At 62.2% G+C, this 17,921-nt stretch carries 12 protein-coding genes; 4 read left to right on the top strand and 8 right to left on the bottom strand.

Annotated features, from left to right (window positions below):
* Window positions 1-12: 12 nt before the first annotated feature.
* Genes ENE74_RS00755 through ENE74_RS00745 form a run of 3 tightly spaced genes read right to left on the bottom strand, consistent with a single transcriptional unit; the run spans window position 13 to window position 2,728 of the window.
* Complete coding sequence (locus ENE74_RS00755) at window positions 13-789, bottom strand: SDR family NAD(P)-dependent oxidoreductase (RefSeq protein WP_127688740.1); 777 nt, start codon at window positions 787-789, stop codon at window positions 13-15.
* Window positions 789-1,406 (bottom strand): 3-phenylpropionate/cinnamic acid dioxygenase subunit beta, encoded by a 618-nt coding sequence (locus tag ENE74_RS00750; RefSeq protein WP_127688739.1) that lies wholly within the window; start codon window positions 1,404-1,406, stop codon window positions 789-791. Before ENE74_RS00750 ends, ENE74_RS00755 begins: the two co-directional genes overlap by 1 nt.
* Window positions 1,403-2,728, bottom strand: coding sequence for an aromatic ring-hydroxylating oxygenase subunit alpha (locus ENE74_RS00745; RefSeq protein ID WP_127688738.1), 1,326 nt, complete (start codon window positions 2,726-2,728; stop codon window positions 1,403-1,405). The genes ENE74_RS00750 and ENE74_RS00745 overlap by 4 nt, the downstream gene beginning before the upstream one ends.
* A 358-nt stretch (window positions 2,729-3,086) precedes the next feature.
* Here ENE74_RS00745 and ENE74_RS18105 point away from each other — a divergent pair, with 358 nt between their 5' ends.
* Window positions 3,087-5,213, top strand: coding sequence for a calcium-binding protein (locus ENE74_RS18105; protein ID WP_164847343.1), 2,127 nt, complete (start codon window positions 3,087-3,089; stop codon window positions 5,211-5,213).
* Between the two features lie 102 nt (window positions 5,214-5,315).
* On the opposite strand, the gene ENE74_RS00740 is transcribed toward ENE74_RS18105, so the two are convergent.
* Window positions 5,316-6,545, bottom strand: coding sequence for a mandelate racemase/muconate lactonizing enzyme family protein (locus ENE74_RS00740; protein ID WP_206517612.1), 1,230 nt, complete (start codon window positions 6,543-6,545; stop codon window positions 5,316-5,318).
* A gap of 136 nt (window positions 6,546-6,681) precedes the next feature.
* The gene (locus ENE74_RS00735) at window positions 6,682-7,950 is read right to left on the bottom strand and encodes an MFS transporter (RefSeq protein WP_206517611.1); all 1,269 of its coding nucleotides are present in this window, start codon (window positions 7,948-7,950) and stop codon (window positions 6,682-6,684) included.
* 492 nt (window positions 7,951-8,442) lie between these two features.
* Between ENE74_RS00735 and ENE74_RS00730 the strand changes: the two genes are divergently transcribed.
* From ENE74_RS00730 to ENE74_RS00720, 3 genes are all read left to right on the top strand, one after another.
* Window positions 8,443-11,169 (top strand): TonB-dependent receptor domain-containing protein, encoded by a 2,727-nt coding sequence (locus ENE74_RS00730; protein ID WP_164847342.1) that lies wholly within the window; start codon window positions 8,443-8,445, stop codon window positions 11,167-11,169.
* A gap of 109 nt (window positions 11,170-11,278) precedes the next feature.
* Window positions 11,279-13,777, top strand: a complete 2,499-nt coding sequence (locus ENE74_RS00725; RefSeq protein WP_127688734.1) for an outer membrane protein assembly factor BamB family protein — start codon at window positions 11,279-11,281, stop codon at window positions 13,775-13,777.
* A gap of 8 nt (window positions 13,778-13,785) precedes the next feature.
* Window positions 13,786-14,769, top strand: coding sequence for an amidohydrolase family protein (locus ENE74_RS00720; protein ID WP_127688733.1), 984 nt, complete (start codon window positions 13,786-13,788; stop codon window positions 14,767-14,769).
* 7 nt (window positions 14,770-14,776) lie between these two features.
* Here ENE74_RS00720 and ENE74_RS00715 read toward each other — a convergent pair whose 3' ends face one another.
* The 3 genes from ENE74_RS00715 to ENE74_RS00705 form a co-directional block, all read right to left on the bottom strand.
* Window positions 14,777-15,664, bottom strand: a complete 888-nt coding sequence (locus ENE74_RS00715; RefSeq protein WP_127688732.1) for an SMP-30/gluconolactonase/LRE family protein — start codon at window positions 15,662-15,664, stop codon at window positions 14,777-14,779.
* Window positions 15,661-16,965: an MFS transporter gene (locus ENE74_RS00710; protein WP_241241763.1), complete on the bottom strand. Its 1,305-nt coding sequence runs from the start codon at window positions 16,963-16,965 to the stop codon at window positions 15,661-15,663. Before ENE74_RS00710 ends, ENE74_RS00715 begins: the two co-directional genes overlap by 4 nt.
* Before the next feature lie 94 nt (window positions 16,966-17,059).
* Window positions 17,060-17,920, bottom strand: a complete 861-nt coding sequence (locus ENE74_RS00705) for an IclR family transcriptional regulator (protein ID WP_164847341.1) — start codon at window positions 17,918-17,920, stop codon at window positions 17,060-17,062.
* Between the last annotated feature and the right edge of the window lies 1 nt (window position 17,921).

Here is a 17,921-nt window from a genome sequence, read left to right as displayed (position 1 = left end):
CGCTGTTCGGGATTATATGGAGAGCGTGAGGCCACCATCCGATGCCATCATGGCACCGGTAACATAGGCGCTTTCCGACGACGCGGCCAGCAAGACATAGAGCGCGCTATGCTCGTCAGGCTGCGAAACGCGGCCCAGTGGCATGTGGGACGCCATGATGGCCATGCGATCCGCATCGCCGTTCATCGTGCGATCCCGCTGGCCTAGCGCCGCGGGACCGGACAGTGCCGTATCGGTGGCGCCAGGGGCCACACCATTGACCCGTACATCCGGCGCAAACTCTTTTGCCAGTTGCATGACCAGCCCGCGCAACGCGAACTTGGACGCGGTATACAAGGCACCGCCGCCGCCCGCGCGGAAGCAGGCATTGGAACCGGTAACGATCATGCTGCCATGTGTTTCCCGCAGGGCCGCGATAGCCGCGCGTGCACCGAACAGCGCACCCAGCAGGTTGACGCCGAAAATCTCCTGAAACGCGTGTTGCAGCGCATCGGGCGACTGCTTCTCGACACGTTTGTGAAAATCCCACAGACCGGCATTCGCCACATAGGTATCGAGACCGCCAAAGGTGGCGATCGCTGCGCCTACCGCCCGTTCCGCAGTATCATAATGCGCGACATCGCCGATTACGACATGTGCGCCTTCCGCCTCCAATGCTGCCCGGTCCGTTTCCTTGCGGATGACCGCTATGACCTGTGCCCCCTCGGCCAGATAGCGGCGGACGACGGCGCGGCCGATGCCCGAGCCTGCGCCGGTAACGATGGCCCGATTGCCCAAAAGCCGTCCCATCAGAAAAAGGCCGACAGGTTTTTGGTCAGCAGCACCGATTGCGGCAGCAGTATCAGCCGCCGGGCTATCTGAAAGCCACCGTCAACAGCGCGCAGCAGATCGCGTCGTCGCCCGCACAACGTCGCTTCATCATGTTCGGCGCGGTTGCGGTACTGGATGAAGCACGAATGCACTTCATATTCGCCTTTAACCTTCGTTGCGAATGCCTCGACATTGGTAATGACGTAGACATGGCGCGTCGGCGGATCTTCGGTCCAGACGAGATTGGACGTGAGCCGCCCAATCCGCATTGCGATATCCACTTTGCGCTCATCGAACAGCGCCATGTTTTCGGGGCAAAGCTCGGGCCGCTTGTCCCGACGAAAACGGTTCTCCCTCAACGGCATCCAATAAAATAAATCATCGGCCAGCAGATCATACCATTGGGAATATCGTTCCTCGTCAAGCAAACGTGCTTCCAGATGATAGAAGCGTTCGATTCGAAGCAGCAGGGCATCATCGACAATTGTTCCCTGACCCGACATGGCGAGCAAATGGCGGGCCGCGTCCCGCGCCTGAGCCGAACTGATTGTCGGGTAGGTCGCATAATCGGGCTTACCGGTCAGAGTTGCACTCATTCCGCTGCCTCGGCCAAATGCCTCACCGGTGCTGTCTGCGGTGCAAGCGAGATATCCGCCCATCGCTCCGCGTCCATCATCTCCGCCCAGCGTTTGTAGAACAGTCGCTGGTTGGCATCGGACAGCTGTCCCGCAGATGCCGAGCCCGGCAAGCCGGCCACAGTATTTTCTCCGTCCGGCGCCATGGCATAGCACAGGCGCTGGTGGCGCGTGACCCAGCCTGCGTTCGCCGTAGTGGAATGTTCCCAGTTTTCGCCATCGTCCATTTCCAGCAGGCCGGACGGCGAAAAGGTCCGCATCGACCCCCGGCGAAAGCGATCCTTGATGTCATCCGGCATCGCTTTGGGTACCAGCGTCCAGGAATGGATTTCGGTCTTGAGCGGCCCCTTGGGCTGAAAGGTGCGGAAGGTGAAATAGCCCGGCAGGAAGGAGAAGTTCGGGAAAATGGTAGCGGATGCGACCGACCCCCACATGTCGGCGCGAAACTTGCCCAGCCGCGCAATGATCGCTTCGTGCCGCGACCGCATGTAGCGCAAAAGGTCGCGATCGCCCATTGTCGCTGCATTGCCGAGAAAACTGTCGTTGAACTCCCAGCCGTGGCCATTCACGGACACCTGGTAGCTGCCTTCGTTCTCCACCTTCACGCCGCCATGCCGCCCCAGCGTCGGCTCCGACCCGCCCAGATGCGTCCATAAGGCGTGATAGATATCCCCCACGAAATTGTCGGCCGGAAACTTCCAGTTGCAACGCATCACCGATCGCGTCGCACCGCCGGGCAGAAACTCGGTGCCGCCTTCCTCCGCATCGAGCACGGCATCGAGATACCAGCGGAAATCGCCCAGCCAGTCGCCGAGCGATGGCGCCTCTTCATCGAACGTCGCAAAAACCAGGCCTTTATAGGCTTCGACGCGCGCGCGCTTCAGGCCCCAGTCCTCCATCCGAAAACCGGGTGTCGACTTGTACAGCCCCATTTTGGGCATTTTCTTGAGCGCGCCATCGAGCCCAAAGGCCCAGCCGTGATAGTTGCAGGTGAACTGACGCCCAGTGCCGCTATCGGCAAAGCAGACGCGGTTGCCGCGGTGTGGGCAGGAATTGAGAAAGACGTTGATCGCGCCAGCGTCGCCGCGCGCAACGACTACTGAATCTTCCCCCATGTAGGTGGTCACGAAATCGCCGGGACTTTCGACCTGACTCTCATGGGCGACGAACAGCCAGCTGCGCGCGAAAACATGGCTCAATTCGCGTTCATAGATTGCCTGGTCCCAGAAAATCCGGCGATCGAGGGTGCCGAAGTCTGCATCGATATACTGGGCCATAGTCATATGCTGGCATCCGTTGTTGCTTTACATACGGTACCGTATGGTATTTCTGTGATCCTGTCCAGTGCTAACGTCGGCCAAGCACCCGGGACGGTGCCGGGCGACTGTCGCTGCACCGGACAGGCGACATATCGTGGCTTCGCAATCGAGATCACTGCGGTCATGCTGCCTAACATTGCCATTCAGTTACTGGCGGCGCCGTACTGTACGGGCTATGCGGTCCCTGATTTCGGGCAAGCAGGCGCGAAGGCAGCATGGCCGCGGCCGCGGTATATGATGCCTGCGGCTGCTTGCGCTTTTCTCCTCGCGCTGTTCGAAGTGACCCGTTAACTCATGGCGCAAGACAAAAGGGTGCTGACAGATGGTCGATGTTTTGGGTGAGGGCGCTAACTATACCAATTCGGTGCAACTCAATGGCAATCCGGCCGTGCGGCTGCTGGGGAATGGCGCCACGTTCATAAACACTGATCGCGGTCGTGTTCTGGGGACTTCCGGCAGTGCTGCTGTCATTGAGATCGTGGGAACCGGCGGTACGATTTTCAATCAGTCGGGTGCGGTCATCAGTACGACAAGCGGAGGCAGCTACGCGGTTGCCATCCAAGGCGGCCCCGGCGACGATCTCATTGTGAATGGGGGCGCAATTGTCGGCGAAGTACATCTGGGTAGCGGCGCCGACACGATCGATATTCTGCTGCAATCGAACATTCATCAGCTACTGCCGACCGGCATGTACGGAGGGAGCGGAGACGATACACTCATCCTCAGAGGCGGCGTTTCTGTTCTCTATATGAACGGCACGTCCAGCTTAGACAGTTTCGAAAAACTGGTCATCGACATGCCGTTCGACACTGTAAACGGCAGCGGGAACAATCTGGTCGGCCTGTCGGGCTTTTCGAGTGTCGAGGCAAGAGCAGATGCCTATGTCAACTTCGTGAGCAGCGTAAACGCAGACGCTACAATCACCATGCTTTCGGGTGGATCGGTCGGCATCAGCAATGGTTCCGTCTTCGAGTCGTTGATCGGGTCAGGGATGAATGATTTCGTCAGCCTGACGTCCACTGGCCAGGTGACCGGCAGCATCGATCTTGCAATTGGCGACGACACGCTCTTTTTGTCCTTTCTCAGCAGCAGTTCCGTTCAACCTGCGGCGGTGTATGGCGGTTCGGGCGTCGATACTCTATTGCTGGCGACCAGCGGCACCGTCGATCTCGATCTGGGCGGATTTTTTGGATTTGAAAAGGTCAATGGTGCGTCCAACCCTTCGTTTCACGACATTACAATTCGCAATGCCGACAATCTGCAGGCCATAGAAATCACAGATCGGGACCGTTTCGATCTCATCGGTAGCTATTCGCCCGATGCGTTTGTGAACGGCGTCGCCGGGCACGTCTATATCTCGGCGGATTCCGAAGTGGGGCGATACGGCTTTAGCCGCGTACCTGGATTTGAAACCGACTTCAACGCGCAACAGCAGGCACTGATCCAGACTAATACGACAGTCATAAATGACGGTGTTATTCGCGGTGACGTGCAAATGTATTATGGAGATGATGTCTACGATGGGTCTGCCGGTCGGACGGGTGGGACCATATCAGGCTATGCGGGCAACGACATCCTGAAAGGTGGTGACGAAAACAACGTAATCGAAGGCGGTTATGGGGCAGACGACCTTTATGGCAATGGCGGTGACGATAGGCTGATCGGCGGCGACGGCAGCGACATTCTGGATGGTGGCAGCGGCAGTGACATTCTGTTGGGTGGGGCCGGTGACGATCACGTCTTTTTCGATGTGACGGATGTTGCCGCAAATGTTTCAGGCGGTAGCGGAAATGACGTGCTGGTCATTCGCAATTCTTCAGCTCCTGTAAGTTTCGATCTGGGCATGCATGGTTTTGAGGCGGCACAGCGGATCGTGGACGATCTCGCGGGCAATGACTGGAGTCAGATCGAGGACATCTACACTGCTCAATGGCAACTCACCCAGCAAAGTGTCATTTATGACAATGGCAGCAAGTTGATCGTGGAATTCGATGTCACCAATACAAGCGCCACGCAACAGACCTGGAGTGTTTTCGACGGCCAGTCACGGCTGGACAGCGTCGATCAGTATTTTGACGACGGCACGCGGACGTTCATTAACCTCGACCAGGGTAATGCGAGTTTCGTGTCTCAGGACTGGTTTACATTTGATGCGCAAGGGCGTCTGAGTGCTCACGACGTGCAATATGACAATGGTAGTCGCACGTTTGTGAACATCGACGAAAACAATAGCCAGAGTTGGGCTCAAGCATGGTTCAGTTACGACAGTCAGGGTCGTTTAGACACGCAGGACGTGATTTACGATGACGGTAGCCGCATCTTCTACAACTATGATCAGGATAGCACCCAACCGTTCACGCTATCGGCCTATCTCTACGATGCTGCCGGAAACGCATATCAGCAGATAATCGTGCGAGACAACGGAACGACCGATTATATCGTTCTTTGAAAGTAGCACCGGTCTTTATGTCTGAACGTCACGTCCATTGCAATTCCCCCGCTATGGGACTTACGATATCGCATAGCTGACGGGTCGTCGGCCCGCTTGCGCTTACCAATTGGTGTAAGACCCGTCCTTGCGCTGCAACGTCTTGATCGGCGCATAGCGTTCCGCATAGTCGCCAAGCAGTTCGAGCTTGGCGAAGTCCACGTCGCAGCCGATGCCGGGGCGATCGTTGATTTCCAGCCTGCCGTTGCGGAAATCATAGCTGTTGTTGAGATAGGGCCAGACGCGTCGTCCGCCGCCGCTCATTTCCATCAGCGCGGGCGTCGATGTCGCGGCGACGCAATGCACGAGCGTCGCCGTCGCGATCGGGCCGGTAAAGTGGGGGATGAGACCGATATTGTGCGCCTCGCACATTGCCGCGATCTTCATGAACTCGGTCACGCCGCCGACATTGGGGATGGTGACGCGGCCATAATCGATCAGGTCTTTTTCGATCAGCGCCGTCCAGTCCCATTTGTTCCCCAGCACCTCGCCCACCGCGATCGGCACCTTCACCTGACTGCGGATCAGCGCATAGGTCTGGAGATTATCGCTGCGCACCAGATCCTCGACGAAATAGGGGCGGAGCGGCGCGATCATGTCAGCCAGGGCAATGGCATCATTCTGGTCATATTCGCCGTGGAAGTCGATCGCCCAGCCACCGTCGCGGCCGCAGCCTTCGCGCACTTCGCGGCAGATGGCGGCCATCCGCGGCACTTGCGCGAACCGGTCGAAGGTAATGTCCTGGCCCGGATCGTGAATGCGATAGCTGTGGAAGCCCGCCTCCATGCAGGCGCGTGCGCGCTCGCCATGGCTGGCCTTGGGCTGGTTCGGAATGGAAAAGCCGGTCGCGTAGCATTCGACATGGTCGCGCGATCGCCCGCCCAGCAATTGATAGAGCGGCACGCCCAGCGCCTTTGCCTTGATGTCCCACAAGGCGATGTCGAGTGCACCCAGCGCATGCGTCTTTTCGCGCCCGGCAGGATAGAAATAGCCCCGGTGCATGATCTGCCACAGCCGCTCCGTGCGGAACGGGTCCTCGCCGATCAATTGCCCGGCAAGCTGTTCCATCACATCGGGCGCGCCACCTTCGCCGACACCCGTTAGGCCTGCGTCGGTCTCGATCTGGACGATATGCGTGCTTTGGTTGAATGTCGGCTGCCGGACGTTTGGGCGACCTGCGGCGTCAGTCGGCGTCCGGTAGAAGCGGATGCGCGTGATCTTCGCCTTGGGGAGTGCTGCCAGTGCAGACGGGACGGCAAGCATCGCGCCTGTCAGCGCCGCAGCGCCGGTCATGAATTGCCGTCGGTCCAAACCCGCTCTCCTGTCCATTCGTCTTGTCGTTTCGTATGATGATGCGCCGCGCCTTTCGCCATGCAAACCCCCTGGATGGGCGATCGCTCAACAGGTGAACGACAAGGCTGTGTTCTGGTTAGTGCGTCCAGACGGGCGGGGCGATCCGTTCCACCTTGCCGACGATGACGATGTAGGAGAGCGCCCCGACCAGTGCGACGCAGCCTATGAAGGCCAGCGCACCGTGGAACGATCCGGTCTGCTGGACGATGAGGCCGATGACGATCGGGGTAATGATCCCGGCCAGTTGCGTGCAGAAATTGAACACGCCGCCGGTCAGCCCGACCAGGCTGGCCGGTGCCACTTCGGAAATGAGAGTCCAGCCCAGATTTGCCATGCCCTGCCCGAAAAAGGCAATGGAAAGAACCGCGATGACCAGCGCATTGCTGTCCAGCCCGGCGGCCAGGATGATGGTGCTCGACAGCATCAGCCCGGCCACGACCGGAAACTTCCGCCCGATGCTGAGCGAAGCTGTGCGGCGCACCAGCCAGTCGGAAATCTGGCCGCCCGCAAGCACACCGATCGAGGCAGCGATGAACGGCAAGGTCGCGTAGAAGCCGACGCTGATCCAGCTCATCTTGCGTTCCACCGCGAGATAGGTCGGAAACCAGGTGAGGAAGAAGATGAGCGTGGAATTGGTCGCGAACTGGCCCAGCGACGCACCGAACACCTGACGCCGGGTGATGAGCCAGCGGACGTTGCGCCAGCTAAAGGGCAAGCTGGCACCGCTCGATACGACGCCGCCGTCGGCTGCGATCAGGTCCAGCTCCGCCTGCGTGACTGACGGGTGTCGAGACGGGTCACGATACAACCGCAGCCACACGAAGCCGAGCACGACCCCGATGCCCCCGACGATGAAGAACAGCGCCCGCCAGCCGAAGGTCGCCACGGTCCAGAATAGCAACGGAGACATGAAGGCGATGCCGACATACTGCCCGACGGCATAGACGCTGTTGGCTCGCGCGCGCTCGCGTTGGGGAAACCAGCTTACCAGCACGCGGCTGTTCGCGGGGAAGCAGGGTGCTTCCGCCGCGCCCAGGCACAGGCGCGTGACAAGCAGCGACCACAGGCCGAACGCCGCGCCCTGGAGCGCCGTGAACAGCGACCACAAGGTGACGGACAGGAAATAGGTGGTCCGTACGCCCAGCCGGTCGAGCACGATGCCGCCGGGGACCTGCGCAATCGCATAGCTCCATGAAAAGACGGAAAAGACGACGCCGAGCGTCGCGGGATCAAGGCCGAGGTCGGCAGTCATTGCGGGTGCCGCGATGCTCAGCAAGGTCCGGTCGAGATAGTTGAGAGTCGTGAGCACGGCGATCAGGCCGAGCATGCGATAGCGCACGGGCATGCTGCGTGGGCGGCCTTGGCCATGCGCGTCGCTTCCCACTTCTTCGCTCTCCCGCCTATCGTTGTCCGGCGCCGCCAGTCGGCTGCGTGATGGCTGATTGTGACAGGGAAGGAGACACGATGACAACGGCCAAGCCGACGCGATGACAGCCGTGCTGTTATCCTGTGAGAGATGTACGCAACGCCAAACCCGACTATCAAATGCCCTCAGATCGCCGGAATAACTATTTATTATCAATATCTTGTTTATATGTACTCATCATATCCATATTGTATACATCATCGATCCGGCCCTCATAGGTTGAGAGTGTGAAGGGACGCAAAATTGACTAACCCCCCGGCATCCCGGATTTATCAGGCATAGCGTTGCCACGTCTGGCGAGCAGGATCCGAACGCGGACCGGCCCGGCGAGAGCGACGCAAGGAGATGGACCATCGATCCCGATGGCCAAATGGGGAGGATCTTATGCGTATCTCGATTGATCCAATGCGTATGCTGACATTATTGCGCTGCGGCGTGGCCGTACCTGCGCTCATGGTATCGGCAACGGCCCTGGCACAGGTCGATACCAGTGCCAGCGTGACGCCGGAGGAACAGGGCGTCGTCGAGGACGAGGCGATGACACGCGACATCATCGTCACCGGCAGCAGCATTCGCGGCGTTCCGCCTACCGGCTCCAATCTCATTCAGTTGGGTGCCGAAGATGTCGTGAACACCGGGTCGGCCACGGTGCAGGAACTGCTGGCGAACGTGCCGCAGCTCGGTACGTTCAACCAGGCCCCGCGGCCCGATCAGCGGTCCAACGGCATTCTGTCCACCGCGCCCAATATCCGCGGACTGGGGCAGGCGCAGACGCTGGTCCTCATCAATGGCCACCGTCTCGTCGGCACCGGGCATCTCCAGAACATCGCCGATCCGTCGATCGTCCCGCCTTCGATCCTCCAGCGGGTAGAGATCGTGGCCGACGGCGCGTCGTCGGTCTACGGGTCGGATGGCATCGCGGGCGTCGTCAACCTCATCACCCGTCGGGATTTCGACGGCGCAACGGCGTCGTTCCGCTACGGTGTCGGCGACGATTATAATCTGATGAACACCAACGCCGTCATCGGGACCAAGTGGGAAACCGGTGGTATCGTCGCCTCGGTCGAATATTCCAAGACGAGCCGCCTGCGCGGCACCGACCGCGATTTCGCCACCAACGATTTCCGTGCGGTCGGCGGGCAGGACAATCGCTCGCAGAACACCTGCGTTCCGGCATCCTTCCGCCTGCAGAACGCCAACGGCGCGCCCGCCGGCGATTACATCGAGTTTGGCACCGGCAACCGCAATGTGCGTTGCGACAATGCCCGGTTCCTTGACCTTTATCCGCGTCAGGAGCGGCTGAGTTTCTTCGCTGCGGGCCATCAGGACGTGACACCGGATATCGAGCTGTTCTTCGACGCGTTTCATTCGAAGACCAACCAGGATGCGTTCCGCGATCCCGTCGGCGCGAGCGGCACGATAACCCGGTCCAACCCGTTCTTCCCCTCGGCGCAGGTCGCGCCGACGGTGAATGCGGTGACGGCCTATTACAATGTCCCTGCTGTCACCGGCGTACCCATCAAGGACGTGCAGGCGATCGAAGTCTATGGCGGTACCATTGGCGCGGACGTTACCCTGTCGACGTTCAAGTGGACGACCTACCTCACCGGATCGCACAGCACGACGGACCTGAGCGAAGGCAGCTTCGACCCGCGCGTCAATTCCTCGGCACTGGCAGGCACGACGCTTGCCACGGCGCTCGATCCGTTCAGCGGCCGCACGAGCGACGCCGTGAAAGTGGGCCTTGCCAATTACGAGCAGTTCTTCGGATCGCGGCAGTGGCTTTGGGAAATCAACAGCAAGATCGACGGCCCGCTGTTCAACCTGCCGGGCGGTGAAGTGAAGATCGCGCTGGGCGGCGTCTATCGCAAGGAGTTCTACGACGGCAAGAATACGCTCAGCCGTATCGGCTTTGAGGAAAATCTGGGCCAGCAGATCGGCCGCCGCACCGTCTATTCGGGCTTCGGCGAATTGTTCATCCCGATTTTCGGAGACGAGAATGCGATGGGCGGGTTCCGCCGCCTCGATGTGTCGCTTTCGGCACGCTATGACAATTACAGCGATTTCGGCAGCACCTTCAATCCGAAGGTCGGCGTCAACTGGGAACCGATCGACGGCTTCACCCTGCGCGGCAGCTATGGCACGTCCTTCCATGCTCCGGCCCTGCCTGACCTGTTCGGTCCCGACACGCGGGCCGGCTATGGCACCGGTGGTCTGACGCCCGCAGGGGTTACCCCGATCCGCACGGGCAACATCTTCATTGCCGGCGGCAATCCCAATCTGGACGCGGAAGAAGCGACGACATGGTCGCTCGGCCTTGATCTGGCGCCCCCGGCGCTGCCCGGCTTCAAGGCGAGCGCGACCTATTACAACATCAACTTCACCGGGCGCATCGCCTTCCCGGAATCGCGCTTCTTCTATGTCTTGCCGGAGTTCAACCAGTTCTTCATCGACAACATCTCCTGCTCCAACGGTCAACCTTATGGATCGGGTGGCACGGGCTGTACGTCGCTGCCGATCGACCCGCAGACGGTGTTCAACACCATCCAGGGCCTGCGGCTCCAGAACTTCCCATCGGCGGTCAACACCGCCGCGGACATTCCGCCGGTGTACATCATCACCATCCTGCGCCGCGCCAACCTGGCCGTCATCGACACCTCGGGTATTGACGTGGACATGAGCTATCGCTGGAACATGGGATCGACGGCGATGGGCGTGCAGGTACAGGCAAACCGTGTGCTGAATTACGACCAGACCGCCATTCCCGGCGCGCCCAAGGTCGATCAGTTCCCGTTCGGCCAGGCCAAGTTCCGCGCACGCGGTTCGTTGTCCGCCAAGACCGGCGGGTTCACGGCAATTGCCAACGTCAACTTCAACGACAAATATCGCTCGCAATATGTTGCGGTGACGGGGACGACGTCGGTCCAGTCGGTCGAGACGGTCGATGCCTATACCACGGTCGATCTGCACTTCGGGTTCGAGTTGGGCGGCAGCGGCCTTGCCAAGGGCATGGAGTTCACGCTGGACGTCGATAACGCGTTCGACGCCGATCCGCCCCGCATTCGCTCGGGCAACGGCATCGGTGTCGGCAACGTTCTGGGCCGGGTCGTAACGGTCGGGATCCGCAAGGCTTTCTAGACGCACGGCACCGCGTTCGGAATGTCGGGGGGGCGGGGCGCGTGGCCGGATTGGCACGCGCCCCGTTGCGTCGGTATGAAGGTTCAACAATCAAGGGTTGCGCAGGATCATGAAGCTGTTTTCGGGGCTGCATTTGTCGATCGGGCACATAATGCTGTGCGTTGCGGCGGCCATCGCGGGCGTGTCCGTGGCGGTGGGGCAGAACGGTACGCCCACGTCCGGCGCCGCAGCGGTGGCCCCAGTCAGTGATCCTGTCATCGCGGCACAATTCGAGGAGACATGCGCAGGCTGTCACGGCTCCGGCGGGCGCAGCGGGGACCGTGCACCGGCGCTGGCCAACAGCGCGAAGCTGCGCGCGATGAGCGACGCCGGGATCGCCGCGATCATCCGCAACGGCGCAGGCGGCATGCCTGCGTTCGGCTTCGACGATAAGCAACTGGCCAGTTACGTCGCGCTCATCCGGTCCTGGAATGTGGTGGCCGCCGTCACCGCCACCGATGCGCAGGTGGCGGCCGGCGAAGCCTTTTTCTTCGGCAAGGGGCAGTGCGCCGACTGTCACATGGTGCGCGGGCGTGGCGGCAGCAACGGCCCGGACCTGACGTTTATCGGCGCGACCTCCACGCCTGACGACATGGGCCGGATGCTGGACAATCCCACTGCGCTGATGGGCAGCCGTACCACCGCGTCCTGCCCCGGCTGGGCCTTTTGCCCCGATATGCAGTGGACGATCGTCAACGTGCGGATGCGCGATGGAACGACGCTGCGCGGCTTTGCCCGGAACGAGGCCGAGAACAGCCTGCAATTGCAGACGCTGGACGGCAGGCTGCGGTCGATCGAGGCCGGCGAATATATCGACTACAGCCGGGAAACGACATCCTATATGCCCGCGCTGAAGGCAAGTGCGGAGGAGCGGCGTGATGTCATCGCTTATATGGCGAGCCTCAAGACGCAGCGGCTGGGACCGGTCACCGACGCGACCGTGCCGCCGCCGACTGCTGCCGACAAGGCGGCGGTGCTGACCCCGGTCAGGGGCGAGTGGCCATCCTACAACGGCTTGCCGAGCGGCAACCGGCACAGCGCGCTGGCGCAGATCACCAGCCGCAACGTCGATCGCCTGCGCCTTTCATGGATGTTCTCGCCCGGCGGGGTGGGGCTGGAAACGACGCCGGTGGTCGTCGATGGCGTGATGTATGTCACCGGCGCCAAGCAGGTCTGTGCCCTCGACGCGCGCAACGGCCGCAGTTTCTGGTGCGCGGGGCGGACGGCGCGCCAGCCGGTGCCTGCGGGCGGCATCGCCGAAACACCGCGCGCCGCACCTGCGGGCGTTGCCCTCCAGCCGGTCGGCCCGGCGACGGCGGCGCGCCCTTCGGCAGGGGTGGCGAGCGGCAACGGACCTAATCGCGGCGTTGCAGTGGTCGGCGACCGGGTGATCTTCACTTCGGACGATGCCTATCTCATCTGCATCAACCGTCTGACCGGCGGGGTGATGTGGACCGTGCCGCTGACCGATCCGGCTTATGGCGGCCGCTACTATGCGACACCGGCCCCGCTGGTGATCGGCGATCTGGTGGTGTCGGGCGTGTCGGGCGGCGATTCCCCGACGCGCGGCTTCCTGGCGGCGTTCGACGTGACGACCGGCAAGCTTGCCTGGCGGTTCTGGACAGTGCCCGCGCCCGGCGACCCCGCTGCTGCGACATGGCAGGGGCCGGACATGGCGACCGGGGGCGCAGCGACGTGGATGACGGGATCCTATGACAAGGACAGCAACACGGTGTTCTGGGGCGTGGGCAATCCCTATCCCTCGACCGACGGCAGCGGCCGGCTGGGCGACAATCTCTACGCCAATTCGGTGATCGCGCTCGACGGCGCGACGGGCAAGCTGCGCTGGCATTATCAGTTCACGCCGCATGACGTGCACGACTGGGATGCGACGGCCCCGATGGTGCTGGTCGACGACGTCTATCAGGGCAAGCGTCGCAAGCTGCTGATGCAGGCCAATCGCAACGGCTTTTTCTATGTGCTGGACAGGACCAATGGCCAGTTCCTGTTCGCCAAACCCTTTGTGGAGAAGATGAACTGGGCCAGCGGCATCGACGCCAGTGGCCGCCCGATCCTTGTCCCCGGGCGGGAACCCAATGCGGAAGGCGTGTTCGCCTGTCCGGCAGTACGCGGCGCGACCAACTGGTATTCGACGGCGTACAATCCTGACACCCGCCTGTTCTACGTGATGGCGGCGGAGGATTGCGGCATTTTCCGTACGCGCGGGCGCATCTACGGCGCCAATGTGGACGTCAAGAATCCAGGTCGCCGCTATGTGCGCGCGCTGAACCCGGAAACCGGCGCGATCGTTTGGGAAAAGGCGCTGACCGGATCGCATGAGGCCAATTACAGCGGCGTGCTATCCACCGCCGGTGGCCTGCTCTTCCATGGCGAGACGGCCGGGGGATTTGCCGCCGTGGACGCGAAGACGGGCAAGACGCTTTGGACGGTGCCGACCAACGATGCTTGGCGCGCCTCGCCGATGACCTATATGGTGAAGGACCGCCAATATGTTGCGGTGGCAGCGGGATCGAACATCCTGTCGTTCGCGCTGCCTGCGCAGGACTGAGGCGGGTCATGGCCGACGATGCCGCTTTCGCCCTGTCACGCCGCAGCCTGCTGGCGGGGGGCGCAGCGACGATCGCGGGTGCGGCGCCGGTGATGGCGCAGACGCGCGCGCGCGCGACACCGATGGTCGATACGCATATCCATCTGTTCGATCCGACGCGGCCGCAGGGGGCACCCTATCGCGGACCGAAGACGGCGGTGTCCTATGCCACGGGCGCGTCCCCGGCGCTCTATCGCCAGGTGATGCGGCGGCATCCGGTGGTGGCGGCGATCCATGTCGATGCCAGCCCCTGGGTGGAAGACAATCTATGGGCTTTGCAACAGGCGGCGCGTGACCCGATCATGGTCGGCGTGATCGGCAATTTCCGTATCGAGGCCCCGGATTTCGCGGAGATATTCACGCGGCATGCAAAGGATCCGCTGCTGCGCGGCCTGCGGTATGGCAATCTGTGGCGCTATGACATCGTGGCGCAGGCGCGCCAGTCCGTGTTCATCGACGGGCTGAAGCGCGTGGCCGATGCCGATCTCGTGCTCGACACCGCCAATCCGCGCCTTGATCTGCTTCAGGCGGTAGTGCGCATCAGCGATGCGGTGCCGCACCTGCGGGTCGTGATCGATCATCTGTGCAAGTTCGATCCCGCACCGGCCGAGATGGCCGCCTATGACGGCGTGCTGCGGGAGATGGCCGCGCGCCCCAATCTGTTTGTCAAGCTCTCCTCCAGCCTGCATGCGGGGCATGTCAGCCCCCGCATGATCGATCACAAGGCGCGCCTCGACCAGTTGTTCGAGACATTCGGCGCGGGCAGGGTGCTGTTTGCCAGCGACTGGCCCAATGTCGAAGGGGATGGGCCAGTCGATGTGGCGATCGCTATCGTGCAGGACTATTTCGCCCTGAAAAGCGCCGAGGACCGCCGCCGTTTCTTCTGGGGCAATGCGATACAGGCCTATAAATGGGCACCGCGCACAGCGGCGCAGCGCGCCCTATTCGGGTGACGACGGGCTATTGCCCGAGCTCGTAGAAAGCGAGCGACGCCGCCCTGATCTGCGGCACCAGCAGCCGGTTGCGCTTCGCATCCCAGCCGATGGCGGCGGGAACGGCGATGTCCTGCGCCACGACCTCCGCCTTGCCTGTGGGCGGTACGCGATAGACATTGTGGCCATCCTGGCTGGCAACCAGCAGACTGCCGTCGGGCAGGGGGATGATCCCGTCTATGCGCCCCGTCGGCAAGGTCCGTTCGCGCAGGACCCGGCCCTTGCCATCGCGGAACACCAGATTGACGCCGCGCCCGCCATGAACCACCGTCCCATCGGCCAGCAGGGCGATGCCGTTTACCCGCTCCAGCGCGTCGTCGCGTTTCACAAAAGCGGAGACTCGCCCGCGCCTGTCGACTTTCCAGATAGCGCCGGGGCGGTCGTCGCTGCCGCTGTCGCTGATATACATCGTGCCATCGTCGGCGACCGTCAGGTCGTTGAGGCGCACGGCGTCGGGAATGTCGATACTGCCGCGCGGCGCGCCCGATGCCCGATCGAAGCGATGCACCGTCCTGGGATCGACGACATAGAGGCTGTCGCCCTTGATGAACAAACCCAGCGGCTGGACCAGCGTCACGCCGTTGCGGCCCCCTTCGATCCATTTGAGTTGCAGCACGCTGCCGTCGGGTGAGACGCGCGAGATAAATCCGTCATTCCCTTCGCCGGGCGGACCCTGATTGGCGACGAAGTAGCTGTCCGTGCGATCATCGTAGCGGACGCATTCGGACCCCATGAAGCCCACTTCGCTCAGCAATTTGCTGTAAGGCCGCGCAGTGGGCGCGGGTGCCGTCTGCGCGATGGCAGGAGCAGGTGCGGCAACGGCGAGCAGCAGGGCGATCGACAGGCAGCGGATCATAGCAATTTCCTCGACGCATCGACTTTGAGTGATAGCAGCGCACCAACCATCGCCAGCCCGGAGATGACGAAAAAGGCGCTTTCCCATCCACTTTGCGCCACAATATAGCCCGTTGCAACGGCCGCGATCGCGCCCGCCAGATTGCCGAAGGTGTTCATCACCGCCGAGACCGATCCGGCATATTCGCCGCCGATGTCGAGCGGTATCGCCCAGGCGACGCCAACGACCAGTTCGAGGCCGAACACCGCAAGGCCGAACCAGGCGATTGCCGCAATCGGATCGGCATTGGTCGCGGCAAGCGGCACGGCAACGGCCGCTACGATGAAACCGACGCATATGATGAGGCGGCGGGCGAAGGTAATCCGCCCGGTGCGGCGCAGGACCGTATCGGACAGCCACCCTCCGGCCAGATCGCCCGCCACCCCGGCCAGCAGCGGAATGCTCGCGGCGATCCCCATGGCCTTCAACTCAAGGCCGCGCGCGTCCGACAGATAGGTCGGAAACCATTGCAGGAAGGTGACGATGCCCCAGCCGTAGCAGAAGTACATCACCGAAAGCAGCCATATCTGCGGCGCGGACAGGATAATCCGCCAGGGAACGGAGCCGGGTTTGCCCTTGCCCGACTGGCCGATCGCGTCCTCGATTAGCGCGCGTTCGGCAGCATTGACGCCAGGGTGTTCGGCAGGCGAATTGCGATAGAAGAACCACCAGAGCGCGGCCCAGCCCAGCCCGACCAGCGCAAAGACCAGAAAGGGCGCGCGCCAGCCGAAACTGGCGATCATATACACCACGATCAGCGGTGTGATGGCGCCGCCCATCCGCGATCCCGCATGCGTCAGCCCCTGCGCCCAGCCGCGTTCGGCGGGCAGCATCCAGCGCGACAGCGATCGTGTGGCGATGGGAAAGGCACCCGCTTCCCCCATGCCGAAGAGAAAGCGGCATACGATGATCGACCCCGCGGACCAGGTGAGCGCGGTAGCGGCCGTGAACGCCGACCACCAGGTCACGACCGCTGTCAGCGCGGCGCGCGGACCGAACCGGTCGCCCAGCCAGCCGCCGGGTATCTGGAACAGTGCATAGCTGATCTGGAAAGCGCCCAATATCCAGCCCATCGTTTCCTTGCTGAGCGAGAACTCTGCCTGAATGGACGGTGCCGCCGTCGAAATCACGACGCGATCCATATAGGTAATCATGTACGCCAGCACTGTCAGCCACAGGACGCTGTGCCGTACGCGGGTGGGGCGGGCCGCCGGACTATCCGCCGGGGCGGTTGACGTTATGTCGCCGCCGGTCATCCGCATTGTCCCACGCAGGCGCACCTGCGGCGTGTCAAGGCCGCAGGCCGGGCGAAAATGGCCGCGTCGATGGTCATCATTATGCTAGCCTTGGTCATGGTCAGTGCGGCTGGCGGCCGGGCAGTCCGATGCTGCGCGCCTTCCCGCTGCGCAGCAACGGCGCTTCCGTGCCGACGGCGGGCAGGCGGAACGGCGAAGGGCCGCTTGTCCGGTATATCTGCGCGCCGATCGCCCGCGCCGCCATCGCCAGCGCGTCGCGCACTTCGGACAGCCGGGCTTCCGTCATCCGATCGGCCGAATCGGAAGAGGAAATGGCGGCAACCGTTCGCCCGCTGCTGTCGATCACGGGCACCGCGACACAACGCAGGTCGTTCGCAATCTCGCAATTGTCGATGGCCCATCCACGCCGCCGCACCAGCGCGATCTCGTCGCGGAAGGCATGGGCGTCGGTAATGGTATTGGGCGTCAGCGCGATCAGCTCGCCTTCGACCAGAAACGCTTCCAATTCATGCGCGGGCAGAGCGGCGAGCAGAACCTTGCCAAGGCCCGAGCAATAAGCCTCAAGCTGCGTGCCGACGCGGGTGTGGACAAGGAACCGCTCGTTGGTGCCTGCCTTGGCGACATATGTGACCATGCCGTCCTCCAGCACGCCCATATGGACGATGAGGTCGAGTTCCGCCGCCAGATCCTCCAATATCGTGTTGGCGGCGTCCCGCAGCAGGCGCTCATGGGCGACATAGCGCGACAGCGAAACCAGCAGCATGCCGGGACCATAGCGGCCGCGATCGTCGCGGATGACCGCGCCGATCTCCAGCAGCGTCTGGATCAGCCGGTATCCCGACGCTTCGGGCAATTGCGCCCGGCGGCTGAGTTCGGCACTGGTCAGCCATTCGTTCGGCTCCTGAAAGGCTCTCAGCATCTTGAAGGCCTTCTGCACCGACTTGTTTCTGGGTGTCGCCATC

This window comes from Sphingobium algorifonticola (assembly GCF_004005485.1).
GTDB lineage: Bacteria > Pseudomonadota > Alphaproteobacteria > Sphingomonadales > Sphingomonadaceae > Sphingobium > Sphingobium algorifonticola.
This window is presented reverse-complemented; position numbering and strand designations above follow the sequence as displayed.